Raw genomic sequence first — 23,069 nt, forward strand, 5'->3', positions numbered from 1 at the left:
TTTATTTCAAATATTGATATAATAATTCAAACCCTTTTAAAGCAGCTCTTTCACGAATATTATTACGGTTGCCTGATAAAAGAATAGAACTTGATTCCACTATTTTCCCCTCATCGTAAACGGCGATATAAACTTGTCCAACCGGCTTTTCTTCCTGCGTTTCCGGACCAGCGACTCCAGTGAAGGAAATAGCGGTCGGTGTATTTAATTTCAAGGCAGCCTGTTCCGCCATCGCTTCGGCACATTCCTTGCTCACCACACCATATTTCGAGATCCATTCCGGTGTTAAGTCCAATAAAGCTTCTTTGGCTGCTGTCTGATACGTCACCAGACTGCCGGCAAAGACATTCGAAGCTCCAGCAGCGGATACAAGATTACTAGAGAATAATCCGCCTGTTAAGCTTTCCGCCGCAGCTAATGTTTTTCTTTTTTCTGCTAACAGCTCAATTACTTTATTCTCAATCGTCTGCTCATCCTCACCAAAGCAGTATGCTCCAATACGCGCTAAAATTTCTTGTTTTTTATCTGCAACCAGTTTTTGCGCCTCAACTTTCGATGCAGCACTCGCAGTAACCCGGATAACCACTCCCTGGTCTTGTGCCAGCGGGGCAATCGTCGGGTTTGTCTGTTCATGAATCATATCTGTTAATTCATGCTCCAGATTGGATTCGCCGATGCCGATAAATTTCAACACAGTGGATTGAATAACCTGCTGTTTTCCCGTTAAGTTTTCCAGAAATGGAAACAGCTCTTCTGAAGAAATTTGCTTCATTTCCCGAGGAACGCCCGGCAGAAAGAACCAATGCGTATCCTGATAATCGATATACATTCCCGGAGCCATCCCTGCATTATTTTTTAATACACTGGCACCTTTGAAAACACGGGCTTGCTTCCGATTATTCGGTGTCATCGTGCGGTTTCGCTCTTTATAATAACTTTCTATCTTTTCCATCGTGGTTTTATCTTCTATAATTTCAAGGCCTGTTAATTGTTCAAAGCCTTCCCGTGTCAAGTCATCTTCCGTCGGTCCCAGCCCGCCGGTAACAATTACAATATCTGAACGTGACTGCGCCAGGCGAAATGCCTGTTCAACACGATCTAAATTATCTCCCACCACAGTATGGTTATAAACATTTATTCCATACGTAGCCAGCTGCTCCGACAGCCATTGTGCATTTGTATTCGCTATTTGTCCAAGCAATAACTCTGTACCTACTGCAACGATTTCTGCTTGATAATTTTTTGTCATTTCGAATCCCTCATTATACTCCAGTTTTTAACAAAGTAGTCCACCCCTGAAATAATGGTGAATACTAAGGATAGATATAACATAATTGTACCAAATGGAAAATTCATATAAGAAAATGGAAAGTTATGCAATAACAAAGCAGCAATGGCAATCATTTGTGTTGCTGTTTTTAATTTGCCCATGCTGCCGGCAGCCATTACGGTTCCTTCGCCTGCTGCAACGAGTCTTAATCCCGTAACAGCAAACTCTCTGCTGATGATAATAATAACCACCCAAGCCGGAGCCAGTTCAATCTCTATTAACAAAATGAGAGCCGCTGAAACAAGAAGTTTATCCGCTAATGGGTCCATAAACTTCCCTAAATTGGTAACTAAGTTATACTTCCTTGCATAGTAGCCATCCACCCAATCTGTGCAGGCTGCAATGATAAATATCAAGGCCGCTGCAAAGTGGGCAACAGGCAACTCTGCATTTCCAATATCCCAGCTTCCCCAAGGAAACGGAACACTCATCAATATAATAAAAAGAGGTATCATTAAAATTCGAGAAAAAGTTAACTTATTTGGTAAATTCATTTTACACCCTCCATCAAAAACTTGCTACGCAGTTTTCCTATATTTTGTTGTTTAACATGTTAGCTGCGCTGACATCCTTCTTAAAGGCCAATACCAGAATTATTAGCCTTTAAGAAGTATACATTTATTTTATAATTTCCCAATGGGCAAGAAGTAAACCCTCCTTTTAAAAGGAGGGTTTACTTCTACTCCATTCATTCATTGTTCATCTGCAAATTGATACGCTGATGGATGGCAGAAGTCGGATATTCGATATCTGTTCCATCGATAGAAATCGTCACTGCTGATGAATTACCTATGTTCAACGAAATCGATTCTTCATCAGCTAAATCAATTTCTACAGGGGATGCTTCTGCATCAAAATTACCGCTAAATAAAGAGTCATCATCTGTTCCGGTTATTTCCAGCCAGCTGTTCTGTTCATCATCTGCAGATTCCAAAATTAATGTAGCTTCTTCACCAGCACCTGTGACTTCAAGTTCAGAAGTTGGAGAATTACCTGTTCCCTCTTCAACAACCTCAACGGAGACTTCTCCATTTTCTTCTGTCTCCTCATCTTCTTCTGCCGCTCCATCTCCCGTTCCTTCTTCACTGTCCTCTGCATTATCATCCGCAGCGCCATTACCGTCTCCCTCACCGGAATCATCAATAATCATGCCGCCATCGTTGCTATTTTCTTCTTCGACTGGTTCCCCGTCATTCGGAGAAGAGCTCTGACTAATGAAAAAGATAGCTACCGCGATGATAGCGATAATCAATAAAACCACAGTTACCGTTGGAATAATGGATGAGGACCGTGATTCTTTATCTGATCTGCTCTCTTTTCTCGTTCGCTGTATCCTGCTGTATTGTACATTCTCTTCTTCTGTAGCAGGAAGCTCCTCTTTATGATCGGTCATGATTTCATCCGGATTAATTCCCACTGCCGTCGCATATTCTTTAATAAATGCACGCGTGTAGAACTTTCCCGGAAGAATATCAAAATTGCCTTCTTCAATGGCAACCAAGTATCTTTTTTGAATCTTTGTTTTTTCCTGCAGGCTGTCCAAAGAAATATCCTTCGCCAGCCGTGCCTCTTTCAGCTTTTCACCAACATCCATTTAAAACACCTTCCACCTTTTTAATTAAAACATCGAGAATCCGTCTTGTCGCAAATCCTCATTTTCTACTGTCTCATAAGTGATTTCTTGATCTTCATGTGTTCTGAGCTCAATAATGTAATCAAAATCTTGCATGCTGTATTCTGTAGATTGAACGAAGATATCTGGATGCTCAATCACTTTGACAGTCGGCAGCTGCATAATCTCTCTGATAAGCTGCCAATGCTCTTCTTCGTTCATTTTTCTTTTAGAGACAATGCCGTCAATAATGTAGATATTGTCCGAATCGTATTCTCCTTCAATTAAATTTTTGCGTACTGTTTGTTTAATCATGGTGCTGGATACAAACAACCATCTTTTGTTTGCACTGACGCTTGCTGCAACGACGGACTCCGTTTTCCCTACTCTGGGCATCCCTCTTATCCCAATAAGCTTATGCCCTTCCACCTTAAATAATTCAGCCATAAAATCAACTAAAAGTCCAAGCTCATTTCGCACAAAACGGATTGTTTTACGGTCTTCATTATCGTGATGAATAAATTTTCCGTGCCGGACGGTAATTTTATCACGCAGTTTAGGCTTACGAAGCTTATGTACTTTTATTGCATCCATTGTTTCTAAAATATATTTAAGTCTTGTTATATTTTCATCATATTTAGACAGGATAAGCATGGCTCTCCGGGAATTTTCAACCCCATTAATCATAATAATATTTATCGAAAGCATTCCAAGCAGAGAGGAAATTTCACCTAATAATCCCGGACGATTTTTTAAGTTTTCATATTCTAGATACCACTGTGTTCTATCCATTGTAAGCTCCTTTTAGAAGTAGTTTTTTCTGGTCAGGCAACTTATTATGTCATACTATGTACTATCATATCGAAAAATAGATGAACCTTCTATTATAATATACCATTTTTTCTATATTTCCTAAACTACTAATCCCTTTTTCTCCATTCATTTTTTGCACTTTGAGAAAATATAAAGAATTCAAGGGAAAAAGTATAAGCGTCATGGTTTTCGATGGGAGGAGTAATCGCAGCAATGTTGTCAGGTTAATACGCCGCTACGGAAAAACACTACGCTTTCCATGGGCCCCAAGCTCATCTCCTTTAAAGAAGACTTAGCGATTGGCAAGCCGACAGGCGCAGACAGAGCTAAAGTCGCACTTATGCCCCGCGGGTGAAAAGAAGACTTAGCGATTGGCAAGCCGACAGACGCAGACAGAAGCATAGTCGCACTTATGCCCCGCGGGTAGAAAAAAAGAAGTTCGCTTTTTTTCTGCGGGGTCTTCCCCCTGGGACTGGGACTGCGATTACTCGTCCCATCGAAGAGCTTTTGCGATTACTCGTCCCATCAAAAACCGTCGCTAGATAAGTTTTATTACTATCTGTATCAAAATTAATAAAATTCATTAACCTGACAACATTGGTAATCCTGCACCTTTACAAGTTTGGCTTACTCCGTTTTCTTTAACGTTTTTTTCAAAATAAAAATGAATGATGTTATTTTACTGCATCGTCATACTTTTTGGCACAAATGAAATTCATTTCTCAAGGGATATACAAAAAGAAGCTATATAGATAATCCTATACAGCTTCTCTTCTTATTATTCATCATTTTAATCATGCTTTTGGACAAGTTTAATCATCGCGCTGGCAAGAGCTTGCTGCTCTTCTTCAGAAGCTGTGCTCCACAGTTCCTTCAATACCTCTTCTTCCGGTGTTTTTGCATCTACACTTTCTGCGAGGTAATCACCGACTTCAGCTGCTAAATTTGTTAACGTATCATGGTTGATACCATTTTCCTCAGCTTGCTGCAAACGTCCTTTTAAAAAGCCTTTCCATGAATCAAAGTTATCTAATACTGACATTTGGCCATGCCTCCTCAAACGTATTCTTGTGCAAATGAAGGGTTCCCTCATCTGCCTGCTGGTGACTCTGCTGTCAAAGATAGAGCCTTTCAGCCTAAAGCATTACTATAAACCCGTCTGATACGGGCTTTTAAACAGCATGCTCTGTAACTCGCCTTAAGCATCTTTAGTATTTGAGGAAATGAGGAATTTATACATGTCCATTTGTTCTTATAATCCGCCATTAATACGGATGATTTCTCCCTGGATATAACTGGATTCCTCACTGAGTAAATAACTGATTGCATTGGCAACCTCTTCCGGGCGTCCGGCACGATTAGCAGGGATCTCGTCAATAAAAGCATGTGCCTCTTCCGCAGATAGGTTATGGTTCATTTTCGTATCAATAAAACCGGGACTTACTGCGTTTACCCGAACATTAGATAACGCCACTTCTTTCGCCAAAGCTTTTACAAATATATTTTGAGCGCCTTTTACACTGGAGTAAACCACTTCGTTGCTTGCCCCATGGTCTCCCCACATACTTGTCACAAATAAAATAGCGCCCCGTTTCTGACGAATCATATCCGGTAAAAAATGGTGGGTAATCAGCCACGGTGATTTCACATGAACCTGTAGTAAATCATCCATTTCTTTCAGCTTCATATCCTGAAAAAGCCCATAATGAGCATGACCGCCGGCGAAAACGATCCCGTCCACCGCAAAGGATATTTCTTCGATAAACGCCTTCACCTCTGCTTCATTTGCTAAATTTGCCTGATAAGCAGCTAAAATAGCATGTTGTTTATCGGCTTCCATCAACGCTTCCACTGATGCCTGATTGGAATGATAATGCAGGATAAGATGATATCCATCACTCATCAGTTTTTTGGCGGCAGCAGAACCGATATCTCCGCTTGCCCCGATTAAAAGGATATTCCCCTTCATTTTTCCACCGTCTGCTTTTGAATCATACAGGTTGCCAGACGGTCTTCTTCAATCCATGTATTTAAAAAGTCATTGATATCCTGGACAGTCAGTTTTTGGATGAATGGCACGATATCAAGTAAATTCACGCCTTTAAACGATAATGTAGCAAATTGATTAGCAATAAACTCCAGCGAATTCATCGCACGGAGCAGCTGCCCCATTTTTTTCTTTTTCATTCGTTCAAAGGCAGCTTCACTAATTTTCATCTCTCTGGTTGATAATAGCATTTCTTGGACCCGTGCAGAGAATACGTCAGGCTGATTCGTATTAGAGCCGATGGAAACATAACCAAAGGAGGTTTGCAGATTACTTTCAAAAAAGAAGCTGTTATCAATGATATCTTCCTCATATAGTTTTTGATAAAATTCCCCGCCGGTTGAAAAGAAATAATCAAGCACCATATCTGTTAATAAATCACGTTTTAAATAATCCTCTCCCTGCAGCTGCTGGTTAGGCTCTTTAATACCGACAGCGCATTTCGGGATAGACACCGGCATATTAATTTGTAAATTCTTTTCTTTCACATAATCAGGCTCTTCCGGAAATTCCCGCTGAATCTCCTCTAACTTGTCAAATGATTTTTTCTCCTGGTTCTCTAAAATCAATTGCATCATCTGCTCTGGATCAAAATTCCCTGTTACAAATAAAATCATATTTTCCGGATGGTAAAATGTATGATAACAGGTATACAAATCATCCTTTGTAATTGTGTAAATAGAGTCTACCGTCCCGGCAATATCAATATTGACAGGATGATTATGGAATAATGCTTTATTCGTTCCCATAAACAGACGCCAATCAGGCTGGTCATCGTACATATTGATTTCCTGGGCGATAATCCCTTTTTCCTTTTCTACCGATTGCTCTGAGAAATACGGATCCTGTACAAAATCAATCAATGTTAAAACATTTTTCTCAATATTGCTCGTTGCAGAAAATAAATAAGCTGTCTCGGTAAAAGAGGTAAATGCATTTGGAGAAGCCGCCTGCTTGGTAAAGTCTGTAAAAACGTCGCGATCTTCCTTCTCAAACAATTTATGCTCTAAGAAATGAGCGATTCCATCCGGTACAGTGATTGCTTCCGTCTGACCAATAGGTACAAAGCTTTGGTCGATTGAGCCGTAATTTGTCATAAAAACACCATATGTCTTTGTCAGCTCCGGCTTTGGCAACAGACAAACCTGCAGTCCGTTATCCAGTTTTTTTTCATATAGGGTTTCGTCAACTGTTTCAAAATACCGCTTATTCATGAGCCGCTCCTCCTTCGCTTGTTAATAAGTAAACCATAGCTTCCTGCACTTGATTCGCTACCTCAATAACCTGTTCTTTGGTTACCTGCCGGATGCCCTCAAAAAGCTCATCCACCGGCATCTCTTTCTGTCCCACCTCTTGCTGATACATAAATTCAATCATGCCCTGCGCATGGTCTAAGGTTTCTTTTAATTGATTAATAATAAGCAATTTCGTTTCTTCTAATTCTTCTTCTGTGAAATCACCATTCTGCATTGCTTCCTTCTGTTCACGGATAATCGCAAGTGCTTTCTCATAGTCCTCCGGCGCAATCCCGCTCATCACAAATAATAACCCTTTATGACTCTCTACGCGGGAGACAGCATAATAAGCCAGGCTGTTTTTCTCTCTTACATTGATAAATAATTTAGAGCTTGGAAAACCGCCAAACATACCGTTAAAAACCTGTAACGCCGGATATTTTTCATCCCGGTAAAGAATATTCGTCCGATAACCGATATTTAATTTTGCCTGCTGAATCTGATCTTCTTCAATCAGCTCTTTCTCATCAGTTGACCGTTTTGAAGCTTCCTGGTTAGAAGGCGTGCTTTCCTTTTTCTTGAGCGTACGTTTGAATTGACCGGTTAAAAGCTGCAACATCTGCTCCGCTTCAAAGTCACCGCTCACATAAATATCCATCACTTCTTCGTCGCGGATAGTTTCATAATACGTAAACAGTTCTTGATTAGAAAGGGAAGAAAGATCCTTTTCATAACCTTGCGCATGAATACTATACGGCTCTCCGGCACACATTTCATCTACTAAGCGAATGTTCGCATAACTTGCCTTATCGTCTTTGATGGAATGTATATTTTGACGAAGAATCCCTTTTTCTCTGTCAAATACCTGCGGGGAAAATCCCTGTCCTTCCTGATTCGGTTTATAAACAATTTCATGCAGCAATTGAATCGCCCGTTCAATCAGGGAACTGCTGTCTGGAAGGAATTTTTCATTCGGCACTTCCAAATAGAACGTTATAACGTGGTTTTCTCCTTTTTTCGCTCCGCCGATAGATAATACCGCGCCGTACAATTCAGCTAGCTCTTCCTGCAATTCTTTACGCGTTGGAAAAGAAGCCGTACCTTGTTTCAAGATATAGGGAAGCAGTGCCCGTTTCGTGATGGTTTCCCTTTCTAATGGGGCACGGAACTTAACTGCAAAAGTAATTGTTTTATGCTTTTTATTGGGAAGCATATGAAAGTTTATATCATTTTCCACCTGTTTGATTTCCTTCACGCTCATAGTTATCCTCCATTCTTTACGATCTATTATCTATTTTACGCTTTTCTCTCCTTTATAAACCATTATATTGAAAGAAAGCCTGAAATATTTGCTTTACACATCATACCCTTCTTCGGACGACCTGAAAACGAAACATATCTGCCCGAAAATAATTCATCGAATATAAAACAGCTTCATCTTCACTTGTATAATGCATCTGTTTTAACAAAAGAAGCGATTCATCCGGTGTACACTGCAAAATACTATAGATACGTTCGTGATATGTAATTGGCTCAATATCCGCTACTGCATAAGCGATTTGCTTATTGGAAGCTTCTTCAATCGTACTGAATATAGACGCCTTCTCCCATAGTTTTTCTAAAGACAGATAGGACGACGGTGCCGTATCTATACAAAAGACAACTGGAGCGTCATCAGCAGTGCGGATTCTTTCAATGGTCGTTACAAATTCTAGATCAGGTAAATTGAAATCACGCTGCTCTTGTTCAGCAGCGCCTAATACCTCTGTACTGATATATTGTGTTCCCGGCTTCTTTCCCGATTGTTTGATCATTTGTGTCACACTGTTAAGCTCCTCAATGCCTGCTTGAAATAGCGGCTTTGAATTTACAAACGTGCCGACGCCATGTCTGCGCGTAACAATATTATCCTCTTCCAGCATTCTTAACGCCTCTCTCAACGTTGCCCGGGAAACCCCTAAATGTTTGGAAAGCTCATACTCTGACGGCAATTTTTCTTCCTCTTTATACGTTCCAGCTTCAATACCTGCTTTTATTTTATCCATTACCTGCAAATATAAATGTCTGGCATCTTCACGTAAAGTCATTTCTTCACCTCTTTCAGTAAAAATGATGTGTTCGTCTTTTACACTGAGCGGCGGATGTAAATTCCATTCCGCACACTGTTGGCAGTCTCACTTTATCGTACCACTTCTTCTGTAAATTTTGAACTTTAATAATTCCGTATTTTAAAAACGCGGCTTATCCTTAGCAGATAAACCGCGTTTCTCTATGATGTCGTGGAATGCTCTTCTTCCTGATTCGATACCAGAACCGAACGAGGCTTGCTTCCTTCATATGGCCCGACAATGCCACGTGCTTCCATGGCATCAATCAGCCGGGCTGCCCTGGTATATCCAATCCGGAAACGGCGCTGAAGCATGGAGACACTTGCACTTTGCATTTCAAGTATCATCTGGACAGCATCTTCATAAAGCTCATCGTCCACTTCTTCCGTTACTTCATTCGTTTCTTCCGGTATCATTTCTTCCTGATAGCTTGCCTGCTGCTGTTCAATACAGTGGTCTACAATACGCTCGACCTCTTCGTCTGACAGAAATGCTCCCTGGACACGGGTAGGCTTGGAGCTTCCGGCTGGAACATAAAGCATATCGCCCCGGCCCAGTAACTTCTCTGCTCCGCCCGAATCAAGGATAGTACGTGAATCCGTTGTAGATGAAACACTGAAAGCAATTCTGGATGGAATATTGGCTTTGATTACACCCGTAATTACATCTACGGATGGACGCTGAGTTGCAATGATTAAATGGATTCCTGCAGCACGCGCCATTTGCGCAAGCCGGGTAATTGCATCTTCTACATCACTCGAAGCCACCATCATTAAATCTGCCAGCTCGTCCACGAGGACCACAATATATGGCAGGTAAGGCTGCTGTTCCTCCTCGCCTGCATTTGCATTTTGTTTGCGGATATATGCATTATAGCCTTCCATATTTCGTGTACCGCTATCGGAGAACAGGTCGTACCTCCGCTCCATTTCCGCAACAATTTTTTTCAGCGCTCTGGATGCTTTTTTCGGATCTGTCACAACAGGTGTTAATAAATGCGGAATGCCGTTATACACATTCAACTCTACTTTTTTCGGGTCGATCATCATCATTTTCACTTCATGCGGTTTGGCACGCATTAAAATACTCGTAATGATGCCATTGACACAGACACTTTTCCCGCTTCCTGTCGCCCCGGCAATCAGCAGGTGGGGCATTTTGTTCAATTCGCCGGCTATTGCCTCTCCAGAAATATCCCGGCCTAAAGCAAATGCTAATTTATTTGCTTTAGACGATTGTTTATCTAAAACCTCCCGGAGCGAAACCATCGATATTTCCTTGTTAGGCACTTCGATTCCGACTGCTGATTTACCAGGTATCGGCGCTTCGATTCGAATATCCTTCGCAGCAAGAGCCAGTGCAATATCATCATGAAGACCGACGATTTTACTCACCTTCACACCAGACTCTGGATATACTTCATACTTCGTTACTGCCGGACCGACATGCACTTTGGCTATTTTCGCTTTTACGCCGAAGCTTTGAAACGTACGATCCAGCTTGCGGACGGTTGCCTGAATATGCGATTTCTCCTGCTGCTGTGAATTATGAGCCGGACTGGCTAATAATTCCATAGAAGGCAATTGATAATCATGATTTTCTGTTGCTGTCATCGGCATGGTTTCATGCGTTTCTTCTTCTGTATCGATATTTGCTGTTTTTTCCCTGGAAGGGGTTGTTTTCCCTTTGTTCTTCTCAGGTTCCGGCTGGTCTTGATAGGCAACATCGGTAAAATTATTAATCAGAAGCTCTTCTGCACTGTATTCTTGTTCTTCCGGAACCGCATTGCCAGCCTCTTCCTGATTTGGAACAACCGTGTCGGCAATCTCTTTCTGCTTCTGTTCTTCCTCTCTCCGCTCCGCCCGATTTGCTCTGGATCTTTGGATACGTTCCCCAAAATAAGCAAAAGTGGCTTTAAACCCTGCTGCGACCTTTTTAACAAAATCGCCGATAGATAGATTGGTCATAAATATAATCCCGATCAATAAGCAGAAAAATACAACTATCCGGGACCCTGCAATCGAAAATAAAAAGAAGGAGACGGTGAATAACAGTGCGCCAATCATCCCGCCGCCTGTTTGCACCAAGGTGCCTGTCCCATCTAAATATTGAAAGTAAAGCTGCCAGGTCAGCCGAAGTATAGATACATCTGCTGTATTAGCGAGCAGCCTTTCCATGACTTGTACATGGGTCAGCAATAAAACACCGGCCAGCAAAATATAAAAACCTATCAGCCTTCTTGTTAAAAAATCCGGAGCCTTTCTTTTGAAGATAAGATAAAAGCCAATCAAAAATAATGCAACAGGAATAAGGAAATGCCATATCCCCATAAAAAACTGAAAGATATTCCCTAGCCAATCAGGGATGGCACCGCCGCTTAACATAGCTGCCCCGCTTCCGAATATAGCAATAAAAATCAATAATAATCCGGTCAATTCCATTTGCAGGCCTTTCGTCTGTTTTGTTGTCCGTTTTTTTCTTTTCTTTCTCTTTTTGGCAGCCATTTTCTCACCCCCGTATGTAAAACAAATAAAGATTACTATAATGCTAGATTTAAAATAAGAAAAATGTTCCTTTGCCGGGTAACAAACAAGGAAACTGGAATCAGTTCTCTTTATGCTGACAGAGAGACTTTATCAGGAAAATAAAGTATTCATGCTTCTTTTCCAAGTCTGCTCTTTAAAGAGGCTGCTGTTCCAGTTATGATATCACCCAGTATTGTTTCTTCATTTTATCTCTTTACCATTTCTATATTATAGCATAGATTACCATCAGCTGATAATTCTTCCTGGTAAAAAATCCGGATTCAGATAATCATTCGGATTACTCGAAATTAGCTGATTAATTTGGTAATGGCCGTCGTTATTTTTTGATACAAAAACCGTTCTTCCCTGCCACTCTACTGCTTGTATTTCATTTCCAGTTCCTTGCGCTTCCGGAAAAATATCCTGATAAGATAAAGGTGTATAGAGTATCATGAAGCATCTCCTTCTTCTTTTTCGGGACGCGCCCCTTGAATCATATGGTTTAACTTTTGTATTGCTTCCTTAACCCCGCCAACTTCATCAATCAACCCATAATCCACAGCTTCCCTGCCAACTACATTTGTACCGATATCACGAGTCAGGTTGCCTTTTGCAAACATCAGCTCTTTCAGCTTTTCCGAGTCAATATTGGAGTGCTCCACAATAAATTGAATGACCCGTTCCTGCATCTTGTCCAAATATTCAAAGGTTTGCGGAACACCGATAACCATTCCTGTTAACCGGACTGGATGGATTGTCATGGTTGCTGTCGGCACAATAAAGGAATAATCGGTAGCAACGGCAATTGGCGCACCAATGGAGTGACCGCCTCCTAATACAATCGAAGTAGTCGGCTTCGACATCGATGCAATCATTTCTGCCAGAGCCAGTCCGGCCTCTACATCCCCGCCGACTGTATTTAAAAGAATGATTAATCCTTCAATTTTAGGGTTTTGCTCCACGGCAATCAGCTGCGGCAGCAAGTGTTCATATTTTGTTGTTTTATTTTGCGGAGGCAGCTGAAGATGCCCCTCTACCTGTCCGATAATGGATAAAACATGGATATTTGAATCAGGCGCCTGCGGAACATTCGCCTGTCCCAGCTGCTGAATTTTTTCGACAAGAGAAGATGCATTCGGCTGATTTTCCTCTTCTCCTTGATTTTCGTTGTTATCATCCGTATCCATACGCATACAAAAACTCCTTCCAGCTATTTATATACGATTAGTATAAACAATCAGTTAAAAATCATACGGAAGAAGGGATGCAGAAATACAGTGAAATTTCCGGCCCAAATTTATATTTTAGAGTCCATAAAAAAACATGAAGCAGCCAAAATTCTGCTTCATGTTTTTTTACATGATTCTATAGTGATACTTCCTCTGCACTTAAACCAAACACATCATGTAATGCATTAACTGCTGTAACTAACTCGTGGTCATGTACCAAGACCCAGATAGTCGTATGACTGTCTGCTGACTGCAATATCTGCACCCCGGAATCGGTTAATGCCTGCACGATTTTAGATGCAACACCGGGTACTCCTGTCATGCCGGCTCCTACAGCTGATACTTTTGCACAGCTCTCGGTAATTTCCGGCTGGAAACCCAGCACCTCTAAAATTTCAATCGCTTTTGCCGTAAGCTCAGCCGGCACAGTATAAGCAACACCTGTCGGCGAAATATTAATGAAATCCACAGAGATACCTGCTTCAGCCATTGCCTTAAATACTTCCGACTGCACCCGATACGCTGATTCTTTCGTCTGCACTTTAATCTGTGTCACATTCGCAATATGTGCAATACCCGTTATCATTCGTTCAGAAATATCTGCACCTGCCTCTTCAATTCGGGAAGATGTGACAAGTGTCCCTAACCGTTCCGAATAAGTCGAACGGATACGCATCGGAATTTTCCCTTGCATGGCTATTTCCACAGCACGAGGATGGATGACCTTTGCCCCTTGATAAGCAAGGTTACAAATCTCTGTATAAGTTACTACATCAAGCGGGCGTGCACTTTTTACGACACGCGGATCTGCTGTCATAATCCCTTCTACATCTGTAAAAATCTCAATACGCTCTGCATCTAACGCAACACCTAAGGCAGCTGCAGAAGTATCACTGCCGCCCCGGCCGATCGTTGTTATTTCTCCGGACTCGCTTTGGCCCTGAAAACCAGCAACCACAACGACGTCATGCGTTTCCAATTCATGTAAAATACGGGCAGGATTAACTTCTTTTATCTTTGCACGATTAAAATCTTCACTCGTTACAAAACCAGCCTGTGCACCAGTCAGCGCTGTCGCAGAAACATGATTTTTTTGCAGCTCATTAGAAAGCACAACGGATGAAATAACTTCACCGCATGACATCAGCAAATCAAGCTCCCGATTTGAGTTTTTATTCGCCGGAAAATCAATTAAGCTCAGTAAACTGTCTGTTGCATAAGGATCCGGTTTCCTTCCTAATGCAGAAACAACTACGACTAACTTATATTCTTGAACAAGTGCATCTTTAATATGACGGATAACATGTTCCCTGTTCGTTTCTGATTGTACGGAAGTTCCACCGAATTTTTGTACTAATACTTGCAATATTAACACCTCAACACTATCCAAGAAGTTACACTCTGGATGTCTAATAGATTGATTACATCATTATTTACAAGAAGGTTCAAGAAGGGAGATGAAAATATTATTCCAGAAAAGCATCTTTTCTTTTATCAGCCTTCTTGAACACATACTAAGATATATAATTACCTTTTAAAGCCGTCACTTTTTACTAACGTTTGTGCGATTTGCACGGTATTCCATGCTGCGCCTTTTAATAAATTATCAGATACTACCCATAAATGGAAGCCTTTTGGATTATCTAAATCTTTTCTTACGCGTCCTACGAAAACTTCCTCTTTGCCTTCAGCAGATTGCGGTGTCGGATATTCCTGCTCCTGTGGATTATCCTGAAGGACGATTCCATCTGCAGATTCCAATGTCTTCCAAATATCTTTCACATTCAGGCCTTCCTGATCTACTTCAATATAAACACTCTCGGCATGGGAGGTAGCAAATGGAAGCCGCACACAGGTTGCCGCAACATTTAACGCCTCATCATGCATGATTTTCTTCGTTTCATTAATCATTTTCATCTCTTCAAATGTAAAACCATTATCTTCAAAAACATCAATTTGCGGCAATGCGTTAAACGCAATCGGGAAATGCTTTTTATCTCCTTTAACCGGCAAAATCTCTGCTTTTACTTCGTTACCGTCTAAATATTCTTTTGACTGCTCATATAACTCTTCTACCGCTGCATTTCCGGCACCAGATACTGCCTGGTAAGTAGAAACGATGATTTTGCCTATACCAAATGCATCCTTTATCGGTTTTAAAGCTGCAACCATTTGAATGGTAGAACAGTTTGGATTGGCGATAATCCCTTGATGTTTTGCAATATCTTCCGGATTTACTTCTGGTACAACAAGCGGTACATCTTCATCCATACGAAAAGCACTTGTATTATCTACAACAACTGCCCCTCTTTTAACAGCTTCAGGTGCCAGTTGTTTAGAAATGGAACCGCCCGCAGAAAATAGTGCAATATCTACTCCTTCAAATGATTCTGGCGCAGCTTCTTCAACAATAATCGTTTCCCCGTTAAAAGCTTCTTCTTTTCCTGCCGAACGGGCAGAAGATAGTAATTTAAGCTGGTTTACCGGAAACTTTTTATCTTCGAGTATTTGTTTAATTTTCTGACCTACTGCCCCTGTAGCACCTACAATGGCTACATTATATGTTTGTTGCTCTGCCATTCCAATAACTCCCTCCACTTATTAAATGTCAACTAAACTTCATTTTAACACATTTTTCGTGGAATAAGGTACAATAATCGGCTGAATTTGTTTTCCTTTTAACGCTGCCTCTGCAGCAGGGATTAATTGATCCAGGTTTGCTGAGAGCGAGGAGGGCTTCTGATGCGGATTATCCTGCCCGAACGGCACAAAATAGATGTGCTTTGCATTAAGCAATACAGCTAGATTCTTGGCATTTAACCCAAGCGCATCATTGGTTGTTAAAGCTAATAATAAAGGGTGTTCATTTCGGAGCGTTGATTTTGCAGCCATTAAAACCGGATTATCTGTATGGGCATTCGCCAGCTTGCTCATCGAATTCCCTGTGAGCGGGGCGATCACCATCACATCAAGCGGTTTATCCGGTCCATAAGGCTCTGCATCAGGAATAGTGGTAATAATAGGATGGTTGGCTGCTTTTTCAAGCCTCTTCACGTTATCCGCAGCCTTTCCATGCTTCGTATCGGTGTATTGGACCATTTCTGTTATAAATGGAATGACTTCTGCTCCCTGTTCAATCAATTCCTCGATAATTGGAAAAATATGAGGAAGGGTATGATGCGATCCTGTTAAGCCAAAGCCGATTCGCTTATTCTTGAATGTCATTCTGACACACGCTCCTCCTCCAGAATTTGTTCCATCACATTGGCAAGGATTTTCCCCGCTGTTCTTGGTGCTACGATTCCCGGCAGACTGCGCGCCAATATAGCTTGAATACCACGCTTTTTCGCAAAATCAAAATCTGTTCCGCCGGGTTTGGAAGCCAGATCAATAATAACTGCATTCGTCGGCAGATTTTGAATCGCTTCTTTGGTTACTACTAAACTTGGAATAGTATTGATTAAAATATCACAGTTCTCTGTATGATTGTTTAATTCGTGTAAAGGCACAGCCTGTAAACCCATTTCCGTAATACGCGCTAAATCCCTTATACTTCTGGCACACACAGAAACCTTGGCTCCCAGCGCAGAAAATTTATTCGCTACCGTATTCCCTACTCTTCCAAATCCTACAACCATCACCCGGGAAGAATGGACGGTCTGATCGGTATGCTCAAAAGCCATCATAATGGCTCCTTCCGCTGTTGGAATGGAGTTATAGATGGCAACATCATCACGATCAAGCAGCGGCACTAAGGTAACACCCGCTTTTTCCGCCATACTTGTTAAGTACGCATTCGTCATCCCGGTAAAAATCGTACATTCCGCATGTAATTTTTGAAACCAGGCTTCATCTAAATGAATTTTTTTATCTGTAAAAACAGTTTCTACATTTCCTTTTGAATCAGTACCTGTTATCGGTAAAACAACGACATCCAGCTTGCTCTGGTCCAACTCATCCAGTGCTGATTCGTTTAATCCTGTAAATCCCTGCTCTAATTTATCAAAACCACAAAGAATTACTTCATTATCATGATTGCTTTTCAATATTTTTATTAACTCTAAATACCTTGCATCTCCACCAATTACTGCAATCCGTCGACTCATTTTACGTATAACCTCCAGACAACTTTTCACGTATTCATGATTCGATATAGTTTATGAATTTTTAAGTCAGTGGTGAACAATTTAGCCATTAAAATACAGTCTTCCTGGCAAGAAGGGTGAAAACCTATTTTCGAAAAATAAGAAAAACCAAGAATAACGCTTGTTCTTTAAAACATCGGAGTTCTTGCCGAGTAGATGTCCGCTGCGACGGTTTTCAGTGGGGCGAGTAACCGTCGCAATGTTGTCAGGTTAGTGCGACCGCTCCGGAAAAACACTACGCTTTCCATGGGCTTGCGCTCAGCCTCCTTTAAAGAAGACTTGCTGATTGGCAAGCCGACAGGCGCAGACAGAAGCATAGTCGCACTTATGCCCCGCGGGTAGAAAAAAAGAAGTACACTTTTTTCTGCGGGGTCTTCACACTGCGCTTTCCCATAGGAGTCTCCGTGTTTTCCTCCGCTAGATAGTTTTTTACTACCCATCTGTAACAAATAAAAAATTCATTAACCTGACAACATTGGTAATCGCAGTCCCGATGGGAAACCCATAGAAAAAAAGCCTGTTTATCCGGCAGGAAAAGGTGTGTCTGATTACCTTTTCCTGCAAAATAAACAAGCTTTACATTGTTTAGCCTTCTTCAGGGAGTTCTGTATCAATCATGATCATATCTGTCCCTATTTTTTTGATAGACTTCCAATGGATTTTTGTTTCTTCTCCCTCTTTTACAAGGCCGAACCATTTATAGCTCGGCACAATAAACGCTTCGATTTGCCCGGTTTTCGGATTGATTTCTAAATCGGTCTGCCCAAGCATCCCAAGCCTTTTTCCTTCGTTCACGTTGATGATTTCCTTATCTCCCATATCTCGAAAGCGTACCATAGAAAAACTCCTTTTCTCTGTTCTGAAGGCAGTCAGTCACAGCCTTAGAATAATGAAGTTTCGTTTATATACTATATGTCCAAAATAAGAAAAACATGCTTTTACTTGCGCGTATCTTCCGGTGCTATCAATGCCCGTGACGGCTTTTGCTTAAACACATTTTTAATAACATCCGTAACTTGTTCATTGGTAATCCCATCAATCTCTAAAATCAAATCATCTAAGGTACGATGTCTTTGCAATAATAATTCATTCCGTCCATTCCGTGACATTCGGCTGTTGGTGCTCTCTAATCCCAGCATCAGATTTCCTTTAATTTGTTCTTTGCTGTTTCGTAATTCTTTTTCTGTTAACCCATGTTCTATAAAATGATGAAGTGTAGAATCCATCACTTCTTCTAATTGACCCAGCTGATCTTTTCCCGTACCGGCATAAATGGTCAGCAAGCCATCATCTATAAATGCTGCATGATAAGAAAAAACAGAATAAGCCAGTCCTTTTTTCTCGCGTATTTCTTGGAACAAGCGTGAGCTCATGCTGCCTCCAAGCACGTTATTCATGATAGATAATGGATATAAATGCTTGTCTCCCGCTTCATATCCATTATAGCCAAGGCAAAGATGTGCCTGCTCTGTATCCTTACTCCGGTAAATCGCTTCCTGTAAAAAGGCAGGTTTGATGATTGGTTCTTTAGTTGCCTTTCTTGTAAAAGAACCAAAATAAGCATCGATATCATTGATAAACGAATGAGGCACATTGCCGGCAACCGAAACAACTACATTATCAGGTGTATAATTAGCTTCTACATACTCCTGTAATTGCTTTTGATCAAAAGATGCCAGCTGCTTTTCTGTCCCGAGAATAGGGTACCCTAATGGATGTTCGCCATATGCGGCTTCTGCCAGCAAATCATGCACGATATCATCCGGTGTATCCTCACACATTTTTATTTCTTCGTAAACAACCTTTTTTTCTCTTTCCATTTCATCTTCATCGAATGTAGATTCAAAAAACATATCCGCTAATACTTCCAAAGCAAATTCTTTATGTGTATCTAAAACCTTTGCATAAAAACATGTATATTCCTTCGATGTAAAAGCATTGATTTGCCCGCCGATAGAGTCGAATGCTTCTGCAATATCCTGCGCGCTTCTTGTTTTCGTTCCTTTAAAAAACATATGCTCTAAAAAATGAGAAATGCCATTATTATGGAGATTTTCATTTCTAGATCCAATTTTAACCCAAATACCAATCGTGACGGAACGTACCGCCGGCATTGATTCTAACACAATCCGTACTCCATTACTGCTTGTATATTTTTCTACCAATACATATCCTCCTAAATATCTCAGCTTAACGTGATTCACTTAACAACGATTCTACGGTTCCTATTTTATAATCTTTTTCCTTGATAATGGTAATCATTTGCTCTAACGCATTCGTCGTTGCCTGCGTTGGATGCATGAGAATCATCGCTCCAGGGTGAACATTTTTTTCTATCCGATTAACCATAACAGATACCGATGGATTCTTCCAATCAATTGTATCAACTGTCCATAAAATTGTTTCCATCTCCAGCTCTGCAGCGGTTTCTACGGTTTCATCTTTAAAACTTCCGCTTGGGGGCGCGAACCATTTAGGCTGTTCTCCTGTGATGGTTTTTAAGATTTGATTCGTTTCCTCTATCTGCGTATTGGCATTGCTTTTATCAAGTGCAGCCATATCTGGATGATTATAGGCATGATTACCGATTAAATGTCCTTCCTCTTCAATCATTTTAACAAGGTCAGAATTATTTTGCGCCCATTTTCCTTCAATAAAAAAAGTAGCTTTTACTTGATGGTCTTTTAAAATTTGCAGCATTTCCGGGATATATGCTTCCCCCCAGGATACATTGATTAAGAAAGAGACCATTTCTTTTTTGGGATGCCCTCGATAAATTGGAGCTGGTTCCAGGTTCTCCAGCAAGATATCAGGGGAGGTTTCATTAAAAACAAGTAAGCTTTCATCCCATTTATCTGCTTCTTTCATTTTCTGATACGATTCTTCCACATTCACTTCTAATCCATTTCTTCCTGGTGTCTTCTTCCAAACCTCATCAATATAAGCATTTTCTGGTTCTTCCTGGTAAGCTTCTTTCTTTTCTTCAATTTCCATATAAAGGGCATCATTTGTTGCACTCACTTCTATTTCTGATGGTTCTATCATGACCGTCTCTGTTTGAAAAGGATTATATCGTATATCAAATACCGTGAAAATTAGAATCAGGAAAACAAGAACATGGACATACTTAAAATACCGCTTCATTTTTAATCCCTCCCTCTTCATAATTTTTATGCTTTTAGAGGGACAAGTATGAATGTATTTTAAGCGATGCATTTTTTATTCTATCTCCATAAAAAAAGAAACTGAATTTAACACCAGCTTCTTTTTTATCACAGAAATATATTTTCTTCTTTAATTAATTATTTTTCTTACTAGGATTTAGCATTTTCTTTCTTTTCATCCTGCAGTACTGCTTTTCTGGAAAGGTTAACTCTTCCTTGACGGTCAATTTCTTTTACTTTTACCATGATTTGATCGCCGATGGAAACAGCATCTTCCACTTTATTTGTACGTTCTTCTGCCAGCTCTGAAATATGGACAAGTCCATCTTTTCCTTTGAAGAGCTCAACAAAAGCACCAAATTTTTCAATACGTTTCACGGTACCAAGGTACAGTTGACCGACTTCGACTTCGCGGACAAGATCTTCAATAATTTTCTTCGCTTTTTGATTCATCTCGCTGTCTGTAGATGAGATAAAGACATTACCATCTTGTTCAATATCGATTTTTACGCCGGTTTCATCAATGATTTGATTAATTTGTTTTCCGCTTGGTCCAATGACATCACGAATTTTATCTGGGTTAATCGACATGGTCAAGATTTTTGGTGCGTATTCAGATAGTTCATCATTTGGCTCCTGAATGGTTTGAAGCATGGAATCCAGAATGTGCATACGGCCTTTCTTCGCCTGTGTCAATGCTTCCTCTAAAATCGCTCTGGATAAACCGTCGATTTTAATATCCATTTGCAGCGCAGTAACACCTTTTTCTGTACCAGCTACTTTAAAGTCCATATCTCCAAGCGCATCTTCCATCCCCTGGATATCAGAAAGAATCGTATAGTCCTCTCCTGATTTCACCAGTCCCATAGCAATACCAGCTACTGGCGCTTTAATCGGAACACCTGCATCCATCATTGCTAATGTACTTGCACAGATACTTGCTTGAGAAGTAGAACCGTTAGACTCAAGTACTTCAGATACAAGACGGATTGTATAAGGAAAATCTTTTTCATTTGGCACTACTTTTTCCAGCGCACGTTCTCCCAGTGCACCATGACCAATTTCACGACGTCCAGGTCCGCGAATCGGTCCAGTTTCACCAACACTGTATTGCGGGAAATTATAATGATGCATAAACCGTTTTGTTTCTTCTAAATCCAGTCCATCTAGAATCTGTACATCACCTAATGCTCCCAATGTACATATGCTTAAGGCCTGTGTCTGTCCACGTGTAAATAAACCAGAACCATGTGTACGCGGAAGGACATGGATACGAGAAGATAATGAACGGATTTCATCTACTTTTCGGCCGTCTGGGCGTACTTTTTCTTTGGTGATTAAGCGGCGTACTTCTTCTTTCACAAGACTGTTTAATACAGATTTTACTTGCTTAATCGTTTCTTCTTCCGCTTCTTCTGCTTCATACTTTTCAACAATTTCCTGCTTCACTGCATCAATTGCATCTTCGCGGGCATGTTTTTCGACAACTTGAATTGCTTCCAGCAGTTTTGCTTTTGCTTCTGCTTCCACTTTTTGTACAAGTTCTTCATCTGTTTCTGCGATTTCGACTTCGAATTTTTCTTTGCCGAATGCTTGTACAATTTCCTCCTGGAACGCAACGAGACGTTTGATTTCTTCATGACCAAACATGATTGCTTCCAGCATGACATCTTCCGGCACCTCATCCGCACCGGCTTCTACCATGTTGATGGCATCTTTTGTGCCGGCAACCGTTAAATCAATATCGCTTTTTGCTTCTTGTTCGATCGTAGGGTTAATAATCAGTTCTCCATCGACACGTCCGACATGAACACCTGCAATCGGCTGTTCAAAAGGAATATCTGAGATACTTAAAGCGATAGACGAACCGATCATTGCAGCTATTTCAGAAGAGCAGTCCTGATCGACACTCATTACCGTGCTGATTACTTGTACCTCATTACGGAATCCGTCAGGGAATAACGGGCGAATTGGACGGTCAATCAGTCTGGAAGACAGGATTGCTTTTTCGCTCGGACGTCCTTCTCGTTTAATAAATCCTCCTGGTATCTTTCCTACCGCATATAATCTTTCTTCGTAATTCACAGTTAACGGAAAGAATGGTAAATCTTTCGGTTCTTTGGAAGCTGTTGCTACAGACAGTACCGACGTATCTCCATAATGAATCATGCAGGCCCCATTTGCTTGTTTTGCCAGCTCCCCTACTTCAACCGTAAATTTCTTTCCTGAAATCTCCGTAGAGAATAGCTTTTTTTCATCTGCCATTGGTTTTGTTGCTCCTTTCAAGGCTACAGCAATTTAAATATATATGTAGCTCTTCATATATTACATTTTTCTTCTATTTTCTATTATTTACAAAAGAGTCCCTTTTTATAGAATAAACGATAGCTTGACAGGAATCAATCACTACCTTTTATATGACGCGCAAAATACATCCTGATTGAACAAGCCTATCGTTTTATAGGATTTTTTACATAAAAGAAAAAGCAGGATTGCTCCTGCTTTTTGCGTTTATTAACGACGTAAACCAAGTTTTTTGATTAATTCACGGTAACGAGTAACGTCTTTATTACGTAGGTAAGTTAACAAATTACGGCGTTTACCTACCATTTTCAAAAGACCGCGACGTGAATGATGGTCTTTTTTGTGTGTACGTAAATGTTCGTTTAATGCAGTGATTTCTGCAGTTAAAACAGCGATTTGAACCTCTGGAGATCCAGTATCTGTATCGTGAACCTTGTACTCATTAATAATTTTGTTCTTGCGTTCTTGTGTAATTGCCATGATGGCACCTCCAAAATAAAATTTGTTATCCCCAATCCCCTAGCATACGTCGGAGTTACGTGATGCCAAGCGATGGT

The 23,069-nt window shown here is 40.7% G+C and carries 21 protein-coding genes; all 21 read right to left on the bottom strand.

The window, feature by feature from the left end:
- Nucleotide 1 precedes the first annotated feature (1 nt).
- Complete coding sequence (locus MKY65_RS14915; protein ID WP_339178114.1) at nt 2-1,249, bottom strand: competence/damage-inducible protein A; 1,248 nt, start codon at nt 1,247-1,249, stop codon at nt 2-4.
- Nucleotides 1,246-1,824: a CDP-diacylglycerol--glycerol-3-phosphate 3-phosphatidyltransferase gene (gene pgsA / locus MKY65_RS14920; protein ID WP_042534923.1), complete on the bottom strand. Its 579-nt coding sequence runs from the start codon at nt 1,822-1,824 to the stop codon at nt 1,246-1,248. Before pgsA ends, MKY65_RS14915 begins: the two co-directional genes overlap by 4 nt.
- Before the next feature lie 194 nt (nt 1,825-2,018).
- Complete coding sequence (locus MKY65_RS14925; RefSeq protein WP_339178118.1) at nt 2,019-2,924, bottom strand: RodZ domain-containing protein; 906 nt, start codon at nt 2,922-2,924, stop codon at nt 2,019-2,021.
- Between the two features lie 24 nt (nt 2,925-2,948).
- On the bottom strand, nt 2,949-3,734 hold the full coding sequence (locus MKY65_RS14930) for a DUF3388 domain-containing protein (protein ID WP_193064664.1): 786 nt from the start codon (nt 3,732-3,734) through the stop codon (nt 2,949-2,951).
- 811 nt (nt 3,735-4,545) lie between these two features.
- Nucleotides 4,546-4,797, bottom strand: coding sequence for a DUF3243 domain-containing protein (locus MKY65_RS14935; RefSeq protein ID WP_042534929.1), 252 nt, complete (start codon nt 4,795-4,797; stop codon nt 4,546-4,548).
- A 210-nt stretch (nt 4,798-5,007) separates the two neighbouring features.
- Entirely contained in the window at nt 5,008-5,724 is a 717-nt protein-coding gene (locus MKY65_RS14940; RefSeq protein WP_339178122.1) for an SDR family oxidoreductase, read from the bottom strand.
- Nucleotides 5,721-7,016, bottom strand: a complete 1,296-nt coding sequence (locus MKY65_RS14945; RefSeq protein ID WP_339178123.1) for a pitrilysin family protein — start codon at nt 7,014-7,016, stop codon at nt 5,721-5,723. Before MKY65_RS14945 ends, MKY65_RS14940 begins: the two co-directional genes overlap by 4 nt.
- Nucleotides 7,009-8,298 carry a pitrilysin family protein gene (locus MKY65_RS14950; protein WP_339178125.1) on the bottom strand — a complete coding sequence of 430 codons (1,290 nt, stop codon included), beginning with the start codon at nt 8,296-8,298 and terminating at the stop codon, nt 7,009-7,011. The genes MKY65_RS14945 and MKY65_RS14950 overlap by 8 nt, the downstream gene beginning before the upstream one ends.
- Before the next feature lie 100 nt (nt 8,299-8,398).
- Entirely contained in the window at nt 8,399-9,124 is a 726-nt protein-coding gene (locus MKY65_RS14955) for a GntR family transcriptional regulator (RefSeq protein WP_339178127.1), read from the bottom strand.
- 182 nt (nt 9,125-9,306) lie between these two features.
- On the bottom strand, nt 9,307-11,649 hold the full coding sequence (locus MKY65_RS14960; RefSeq protein WP_339178128.1) for a DNA translocase FtsK: 2,343 nt from the start codon (nt 11,647-11,649) through the stop codon (nt 9,307-9,309).
- A gap of 267 nt (nt 11,650-11,916) precedes the next feature.
- Nucleotides 11,917-12,123 (bottom strand): YlzJ-like family protein, encoded by a 207-nt coding sequence (locus MKY65_RS14965; protein ID WP_339178130.1) that lies wholly within the window; start codon nt 12,121-12,123, stop codon nt 11,917-11,919.
- Nucleotides 12,120-12,863 carry an ATP-dependent Clp protease proteolytic subunit gene (locus MKY65_RS14970; protein WP_339178132.1) on the bottom strand — a complete coding sequence of 248 codons (744 nt, stop codon included), beginning with the start codon at nt 12,861-12,863 and terminating at the stop codon, nt 12,120-12,122. The genes MKY65_RS14965 and MKY65_RS14970 overlap by 4 nt, the downstream gene beginning before the upstream one ends.
- A gap of 172 nt (nt 12,864-13,035) precedes the next feature.
- Entirely contained in the window at nt 13,036-14,265 is a 1,230-nt protein-coding gene (gene dapG / locus MKY65_RS14975) for an aspartate kinase (protein ID WP_339178133.1), read from the bottom strand.
- Between the two features lie 161 nt (nt 14,266-14,426).
- The gene (locus MKY65_RS14980) at nt 14,427-15,479 is read right to left on the bottom strand and encodes an aspartate-semialdehyde dehydrogenase (RefSeq protein ID WP_339178135.1); all 1,053 of its coding nucleotides are present in this window, start codon (nt 15,477-15,479) and stop codon (nt 14,427-14,429) included.
- Between the two features lie 39 nt (nt 15,480-15,518).
- Nucleotides 15,519-16,124, bottom strand: a complete 606-nt coding sequence (gene dpaB, locus MKY65_RS14985; protein ID WP_042534950.1) for a dipicolinate synthase subunit B — start codon at nt 16,122-16,124, stop codon at nt 15,519-15,521.
- Nucleotides 16,121-17,005, bottom strand: a complete 885-nt coding sequence (gene dpaA, locus MKY65_RS14990) for a dipicolinic acid synthetase subunit A (protein ID WP_339178136.1) — start codon at nt 17,003-17,005, stop codon at nt 16,121-16,123. Before dpaA ends, dpaB begins: the two co-directional genes overlap by 4 nt.
- A 624-nt stretch (nt 17,006-17,629) precedes the next feature.
- Nucleotides 17,630-17,881, bottom strand: a complete 252-nt coding sequence (locus MKY65_RS14995) for a YlmC/YmxH family sporulation protein (protein ID WP_042534953.1) — start codon at nt 17,879-17,881, stop codon at nt 17,630-17,632.
- A gap of 101 nt (nt 17,882-17,982) precedes the next feature.
- Nucleotides 17,983-19,209: a pitrilysin family protein gene (locus MKY65_RS15000; RefSeq protein WP_339178140.1), complete on the bottom strand. Its 1,227-nt coding sequence runs from the start codon at nt 19,207-19,209 to the stop codon at nt 17,983-17,985.
- A gap of 25 nt (nt 19,210-19,234) precedes the next feature.
- Nucleotides 19,235-20,188 (bottom strand): polysaccharide deacetylase family protein, encoded by a 954-nt coding sequence (locus tag MKY65_RS15005; protein WP_193065525.1) that lies wholly within the window; start codon nt 20,186-20,188, stop codon nt 19,235-19,237.
- Nucleotides 20,189-20,358: 170 nt separating this feature from the next.
- Nucleotides 20,359-22,473, bottom strand: a complete 2,115-nt coding sequence (gene pnp, locus MKY65_RS15010; RefSeq protein WP_339178145.1) for a polyribonucleotide nucleotidyltransferase — start codon at nt 22,471-22,473, stop codon at nt 20,359-20,361.
- 249 nt (nt 22,474-22,722) lie between these two features.
- A complete protein-coding gene (gene rpsO, locus MKY65_RS15015; RefSeq protein ID WP_339178146.1) occupies nt 22,723-22,992 on the bottom strand; it encodes a 30S ribosomal protein S15 in 270 nt (89 codons plus the stop codon).
- Nucleotides 22,993-23,069: the final 77 nt, after the last annotated feature.

This window comes from Oceanobacillus sp. FSL W7-1293 (assembly GCF_037969815.1).
Lineage (GTDB): Bacteria > Bacillota > Bacilli > Bacillales > Amphibacillaceae > Oceanobacillus > Oceanobacillus oncorhynchi.

Bases quoted from the DNA above. Each gene is read 5' to 3' on its own strand.
- MKY65_RS14915 (WP_339178114.1), bottom strand. From the start codon at position 1,249: ATGACAAAAAATTATCAAGCAGAAATCGTTGCAGTAGGTACAGAGTTA.
- pgsA (WP_042534923.1), bottom strand. From the start codon at position 1,824: ATGAATTTACCAAATAAGTTAACTTTTTCTCGAATTTTAATGATACCT.
- MKY65_RS14925 (WP_339178118.1), bottom strand. From the start codon at position 2,924: ATGGATGTTGGTGAAAAGCTGAAAGAGGCACGGCTGGCGAAGGATATT.
- MKY65_RS14930 (WP_193064664.1), bottom strand. From the start codon at position 3,734: ATGGATAGAACACAGTGGTATCTAGAATATGAAAACTTAAAAAATCGT.
- MKY65_RS14935 (WP_042534929.1), bottom strand. From the start codon at position 4,797: ATGTCAGTATTAGATAACTTTGATTCATGGAAAGGCTTTTTAAAAGGA.
- MKY65_RS14940 (WP_339178122.1), bottom strand. From the start codon at position 5,724: ATGAAGGGGAATATCCTTTTAATCGGGGCAAGCGGAGATATCGGTTCT.
- MKY65_RS14945 (WP_339178123.1), bottom strand. From the start codon at position 7,016: ATGAATAAGCGGTATTTTGAAACAGTTGACGAAACCCTATATGAAAAA.
- MKY65_RS14950 (WP_339178125.1), bottom strand. From the start codon at position 8,298: ATGAGCGTGAAGGAAATCAAACAGGTGGAAAATGATATAAACTTTCAT.
- MKY65_RS14955 (WP_339178127.1), bottom strand. From the start codon at position 9,124: ATGACTTTACGTGAAGATGCCAGACATTTATATTTGCAGGTAATGGAT.
- MKY65_RS14960 (WP_339178128.1), bottom strand. From the start codon at position 11,649: ATGGCTGCCAAAAAGAGAAAGAAAAGAAAAAAACGGACAACAAAACAG.
- MKY65_RS14965 (WP_339178130.1), bottom strand. From the start codon at position 12,123: ATGATACTCTATACACCTTTATCTTATCAGGATATTTTTCCGGAAGCG.
- MKY65_RS14970 (WP_339178132.1), bottom strand. From the start codon at position 12,863: ATGCGTATGGATACGGATGATAACAACGAAAATCAAGGAGAAGAGGAA.
- MKY65_RS14980 (WP_339178135.1), bottom strand. From the start codon at position 15,479: ATGGCAGAGCAACAAACATATAATGTAGCCATTGTAGGTGCTACAGGG.
- dpaB (WP_042534950.1), bottom strand. From the start codon at position 16,124: ATGACATTCAAGAATAAGCGAATCGGCTTTGGCTTAACAGGATCGCAT.
- dpaA (WP_339178136.1), bottom strand. From the start codon at position 17,005: ATGAGTCGACGGATTGCAGTAATTGGTGGAGATGCAAGGTATTTAGAG.
- MKY65_RS14995 (WP_042534953.1), bottom strand. From the start codon at position 17,881: ATGGTACGCTTTCGAGATATGGGAGATAAGGAAATCATCAACGTGAAC.
- MKY65_RS15005 (WP_193065525.1), bottom strand. From the start codon at position 20,188: ATGAAGCGGTATTTTAAGTATGTCCATGTTCTTGTTTTCCTGATTCTA.
- pnp (WP_339178145.1), bottom strand. From the start codon at position 22,473: ATGGCAGATGAAAAAAAGCTATTCTCTACGGAGATTTCAGGAAAGAAA.
- rpsO (WP_339178146.1), bottom strand. From the start codon at position 22,992: ATGGCAATTACACAAGAACGCAAGAACAAAATTATTAATGAGTACAAG.